Origin of the sequence: Streptomyces sp. NPDC057638, from assembly GCF_042800315.1 — a bacterium.
In the GTDB taxonomy this organism is placed as follows: domain Bacteria; phylum Actinomycetota; class Actinomycetes; order Streptomycetales; family Streptomycetaceae; genus Streptomyces.
Window position 1 is genome coordinate 1 of sequence record NZ_JBHVHF010000406.1, and the last position, 5,798, is coordinate 5,798.

At 73.3% G+C, this 5,798-nt stretch carries 4 protein-coding genes; all 4 read left to right on the top strand.

Annotated features, from left to right (window positions below; genetic code table 11):
• Positions 1-149 precede the first annotated feature (149 nt).
• Entirely contained in the window at positions 150-956 is an 807-nt protein-coding gene (gene cobS / locus ACFVIM_RS32000; protein ID WP_384308925.1) for an adenosylcobinamide-GDP ribazoletransferase, read from the top strand.
• Positions 957-1,244: 288 nt separating this feature from the next.
• Complete coding sequence (locus ACFVIM_RS32005) at positions 1,245-2,753, top strand: leucyl aminopeptidase (protein WP_384308928.1); 1,509 nt, start codon at positions 1,245-1,247, stop codon at positions 2,751-2,753.
• Positions 2,754-3,623: 870 nt separating this feature from the next.
• Positions 3,624-5,012, top strand: a complete 1,389-nt coding sequence (gene lpdA / locus ACFVIM_RS32010; RefSeq protein WP_384308931.1) for a dihydrolipoyl dehydrogenase — start codon at positions 3,624-3,626, stop codon at positions 5,010-5,012.
• A gap of 101 nt (positions 5,013-5,113) precedes the next feature.
• The coding region (locus tag ACFVIM_RS32015; protein WP_384308934.1) for a biotin/lipoyl-containing protein at positions 5,114-5,798 on the top strand (685 nt) is incomplete at its 3' end.

The following is a 5,798-nucleotide window of genomic DNA, read 5'->3' on the forward strand; positions in this document are numbered from 1 at the left end:
CGGGGGGCCACGACGAGGGGCCGCGTGGGCGTACGGCCCGCGTGCGGGTACGCCCGTTCCGCACCGCGTCGGGGGTCCCGCGGACCCCTGACGCGAGGTGGGCCGGGACCGGGAGCGGCGCGGGGCAGGGCGGGGCATAGGGTGCTGGGGTGAGTGGGAAGACGGGCGCGACGCGCGTGGGGTGCACGGACGCCCTGCGCTTCACCTTCGGCACCCTCACCGCCCTCCCCGTCCACCTCACCCGCTGGGACCGCCCCACCGCCCGCGCGGGCATGGCCTGCGCTCCCCTCGCGGGCCTGGCCATCGGCCTGGCCGCCGCCCTCGTCGGCGCCACGGCGGTGCTGCTCGGCGCCGCCCCCCTGCTGGCGGCCGTCGCGACCACCGCCGTTCCCGCCGTACTGACCCGGGGACTCCATCTCGACGGTCTCGCCGACACCGCCGACGGCCTCGGCAGCGCCAAGCCCGCCGACGCCGCCCTGGCGATCATGAAGCGGTCCGATATCGGCCCGTTCGGGGTCATCACCCTCCTCTTCGTCCTCCTCGCCCAGGTCGCCGCGCTGGCGCAGCTGTACGAACGGGGGTGGGCCCACGCCGCCACCGGTGCCGTCCTCGCGGCCGTCACCGCGCGGTGCGCCCTCACCCTCGCGACCCGTCACGGCGTCCCGGCGGCCCGGCCCGAGGGCCTGGGCGCGGCGGTCGCGGAGGTGCTCTCCACCCGGGCGGTCCTCCTGGTCGGCGCGCTGGTCACCGTCGTCTGCGCGGGCGCGGGCGCCCTGGCGTACGGCGGCGCTCCCGGGGCACTCCACGGCGCGGTCGCCGCCCTCCTGGGACTGACGGCCGCGGAACTGCTGCTGCGGCACTGCGGGCGCCGGTTCGGCGGGGTGACGGGCGATGTGTTCGGCGCGCTGGCGGAGACGGCGGGCACGGTGGCGCTGGTGGCGCTGGCGCTGGGCTGACCCGCCGGTGCTGCCGGCGCTGGGCTGACCCGCCGGTGCTGCCGGCGCTGGGCTGACCGGCCGGTCAGGAGCGCCGCGGTGACGGGCCGCCGCCGCCAACCCTCGCCGTACGGGGGCGCGCGCCCGCCCCCGTACCACCCTGGGCGACCCGGAACACCACGTACGAGTGAGTGACCGCCGCCGTGAGCGAGGAAGATGACCGCGCGTAGGCTTTGCCCGGCGGATGTCGACCCGTCCCCACAAGGCCCTGAAGGACCTAGAACTCAACGGAAGCGAGATTTCACCACCGTGACTGCTCTCACTCTCAGCACTGCCGGTGCCGCCACTCTGCGGGCCGACGCCGTCGTCGTCGGTGTCGCGAAGGGCGACAAGGGACCCGTGGTCGCGCCCGGCGCGGAGGCCGTGGACAAGGCGTTCGACGGACAGCTCGCCGCCGTACTGGAGACCCTCGGCGCGACCGGTGCCGAGGGTGAGGTGACCAAGGTCCCCTCCCCCGAGGGAGTGAAGGCCGCGGTCGTCCTGGCGGTCGGGCTCGGCGCCGTGGCGCTGGAGGACGAGGCGTACGGGGCCGAGACCCTGCGCCGGGCCGCCGGTAACGCCGCCCGCGCGCTCTCCGGCACCAAGAAGGCCGCCTTCGCGCTGCCGATCGAGGCGTCCGAGGATGTCGAGGCCATCGCCGAGGGCGCGCTGCTCGGCGCCTACGCCTTCACCGCCTACCAGGACACCAAGGGCGCCAAGGGCCCGCTGGCCGAGGTCGCCCTGCTGGGCGCCAAGCCCCGCGACAAGGCGCACAAGGCCGCCGCCGAGCGCGCCCTCGCGCTGACCGAGGAGATCAACCGCGCCCGCGACCTCGTCAACACCCCGCCGAACGACCTCACCCCCGAGGCGTTCGCGGCCGTCGCCACCGCCGCCGCCAAGGAGGTCGGCGTCAAGGTCCAGGTGCTGGACGACAAGGCGCTGGCCAAGGGCGGCTTCGGCGGCATCCTCGGCGTCGGCCAGGGCTCCCAGAACGGCCCGCGCCTGGTGAAGCTCAGCTACACCCACTCCAAGGACGCCAAGACGCTGGCGCTGGTCGGCAAGGGCATCACCTACGACTCGGGCGGCATCTCCCTGAAGCCCGCCGGGCACAACGAGACGATGAAGTGCGACATGGCGGGCGCCGCCGCCGTCTTCGCCGCCGTCATCGCCGCCGCCCGTATCGGCGTCGAGGTCAACGTCACCGCCTGGCTGGCGCTCGCCGAGAACATGCCGTCCGGCTCCGCCACCCGCCCGGGTGACGTGCTGCGGATGTACAGCGGCAAGACCGTCGAGGTCCTCAACACCGACGCCGAGGGCCGGCTCGTCCTCGCCGACGCGCTGTGGAAGGCCTCCGAGGAGAAGCCCGACGCCATCGTGGACGTGGCCACCCTCACCGGCGCCATGATGGTGGCGCTCGGCAACCGCACCTTCGGTGTGATGGCCAACGACGACGCCTTCCGCACCGCGGTCCACGAGATCGCGGAGGAGGTCGGCGAGCTGTCCTGGCCGATGCCGCTCCCGGTCGAGCTGCGCAAGGGCATGGACTCGCCGACCGCCGACATCGCGAACATGGGCGAGCGCATGGGCGGCGGGCTGGTCGCCGGGCTCTTCCTGAAGGAGTTCGTCGGCGAGGGCATCACCTGGGCGCACCTGGACATCGCGGGCCCCGCGTTCCACGAGGGCGCGCCGTACGGGTACACCCCCAAGGGCGGCACGGGCTCGTCCGTGCGGACCCTGGTGAAGCTCGCCGAGCGCATCGCCGACGGCGACCTCGGCTAGCCCCACCCCGGGCGCGCCCCCTGGGGGGCGCGCCCTCCCTCACCCCCGCCTCCTCTCGGCCGGGCCCCGCCCGCTTGTGGGCACGGCGGGTCCACACTGCTTGTGGGCAGGCGTTCCGCCCGGGGCGATGGGGGTCCCCCCGGCCGAAGGCTGGGGGAGGATGGGCACAAGCCCACCACCCGGGCAACGGGCTCTGTCGCTCCGGCCCCTGCCGGACAGGCCCCCCGCACCGGGGCGTGACCGTCACGGGGTACGTACACGAGGTGTGGACCTCAGCGGGGTCCGGTGCGCGGGGGCGCGGCTTGCGTGGCCGGGCAGGCCGGGTACGGGGCTGGGCGGGTGGGGATGCCTGCCCGGCAGGGGGTTCCCCGTGTGCCCACCCGTTCCGCCCCGGCGGAACCCGTGCCCACAACGGGGAGGGACCCGCCCGCCCACGGCGGGTGGGCAGGCCCGCCCAGGGACCGGGGTCTCGACCTGGAGCAGCCACAGGCCCACCGGGGCGGGTCATCCGGGGGTCATCCCGGGGGCATCCATGACCGGGCGGTGGGCGGAGCCCGCCATGAGGTCATCATGAGGCGCGACGGAGCCCGCCCGGGGCATACCGCCCATGTCGGGCCATCCCCCCACCCCGCACCCACCCCGTACGCGTTCGCTGTCAACGAAATCACCGCGCGCGGACCACCCGGTAACGCCTCAGACACCCGCCCCGCGTCCCGCCTCCCGGCAACAAGTGCGAAGATGGGTTCTCGGCAGGACAGGGCCCCTCACCGGGCCGACGAGACAGCGGCCGCACACCAGCCGACCGGCCGGTTCCCCGGGGTGATAAGGGGACCTGCGGCAGGACCGGCACTCATGCATGGAGGACGTGACGTGGCGAACGACGCCAGCACCGTTTTCGACCTAGTGATCCTCGGCGGCGGTAGCGGCGGTTACGCTGCGGCCCTGCGCGCGGCCCAGCTCGGGCTGGACGTCGCCCTGATCGAGAAGGACAAGCTGGGCGGCACCTGCCTGCATTACGGCTGCATCCCCACCAAGGCCCTGCTGCACGCCGGAGAGGTCGCCGACCAGACCCGTGAGTCCGAGCAGTTCGGTGTCCGGGCCACCCTTGAGGGCATCGACATCGCCGCCGTCCACAAGTACAAGGACGACGTGATCAGCGGGCTCTACAAGGGCCTCCAGGGTCTGATCGCCTCCCGCAAGATCACCGTCATCGAGGGCGCGGGCCGTCTCTCCTCCCCGACCTCGGTCGATGTGAACGGCCAGCGCGTCGAGGGCCGCCACATCCTGCTGGCGACCGGTTCGGTACCGCGTTCGCTGCCGGGTCTGGAGATCGACGGCAACCGGATCATCTCCTCCGACCACGCGCTGACGCTGGACCGCGTGCCGAAGTCGGCCATCGTGCTCGGCGGCGGTGTCATCGGCGTGGAGTTCGCCTCCGCGTGGAAGTCCTTCGGTGCCGAGGTGACGGTCATCGAGGGCCTGAAGCACCTCGTCCCGGTCGAGGACGAGAACAGCTCCAAGCTGCTGGAGCGCGCCTTCCGCAAGCGTGGCATCAAGTTCAACCTCGGCACCTTCTTCGAGAAGGCGGAGTACACCCAGGACGGCGTCCGGGTGACCCTGGCCGACGGCAAGACCTTCGAGGCCGAGGTGCTGCTGGTCGCGGTCGGCCGCGGCCCGGTCTCCGCCGGTCTCGGCTACGAGGAGCAGGGCGTCGCGATGGACCGCGGTTACGTCCTGGTCGACGGGTACATGCGGACGAACGTGGAGACGATCTCCGCCGTCGGCGACCTCGTCCCCACCCTTCAGCTGGCGCACGTCGGCTTCGCCGAGGGCATCCTGGTGGCGGAGCGGCTCGCCGGTCTGAAGACCGTGCCGATCGACTACGACGGCGTGCCGCGGGTGACCTACTGCCACCCGGAGGTCGCCTCCGTCGGTCTCAACGAGGCCAAGGCCAAGGAGATCTACGGCGCGGACAAGGTCGTCACCCTGAAGTACAACCTCGGGGGCAACGGCAAGAGCAAGATCCTCAAGACCCAGGGCGAGATCAAGCTGGTCCAGGTCAAGGATGGTGCCGTCGTCGGCGTCCACATGGTGGGTGACCGGATGGGCGAGCAGATCGGCGAGGCGCAGCTCATCTACAACTGGGAGGCCCTCCCGGCCGAGGTCGCGCAGCTCATCCACGCGCACCCGACCCAGAACGAGGCGCTCGGCGAGGCCCACCTGGCCCTCGCGGGCAAGCCCCTGCACGCTCATGACTGAGTTGACGCTCATGTCTGAGTCGGCTGAGCTGACTGAGCTGCCTGAGTCGCCCTCGGGCGCGACGACCACTTCCGCACTTCCTGTTAGGAGCACCTGAAACCATGTCGGTTTCCGTAACCCTTCCGGCGCTCGGTGAGAGCGTCACCGAGGGCACTGTCACCCGCTGGCTGAAGGCCGAGGGCGAGCGCGTCGAGGCCGACGAGCCGCTGCTGGAGGTCTCGACCGACAAGGTCGACACCGAGATCCCCGCCCCGGCCTCCGGCATCCTCGCCTCCATCAAGGTCGCCGAGGACGAGACCGTCGAGGTCGGCGCCGAGCTGGCCATCATCGACGACGGTTCGGGCGCCCCGGCCGAGGCCCCGGCCCCGGCCGCCGCCGAGGCCGCCGCTCCCGCCCCGGCTCCCGCCGCCGAGGCTCCGGCCCCGGCCCCGGCTCCCGCCGTCACCGAGGCTGCCGCGCCCGCCGCCGAGGCTCCCGCCGCCGCCCCGGCCGGTGGCGCCAGCGGCACCGATGTCGTCCTGCCCGCGCTCGGTGAGAGCGTCACCGAGGGCACCGTCACCCGCTGGCTGAAGCAGGTCGGCGAGTCGGTCGAGGAGGACGAGCCGCTGCTGGAGGTCTCGACCGACAAGGTCGACACCGAGATCCCCGCCCCGGCCGCCGGTGTGCTGCTGGAGATCGTGGTCGGCGAGGACGAGACCGCCGAGGTCGGCGCCAAGCTGGCCGTGATCGGCGCTCCGGGTGCCGCTCCGGCCGCCGCCGCTCCGGCAGCCCCGGCCGCCCCCGCTC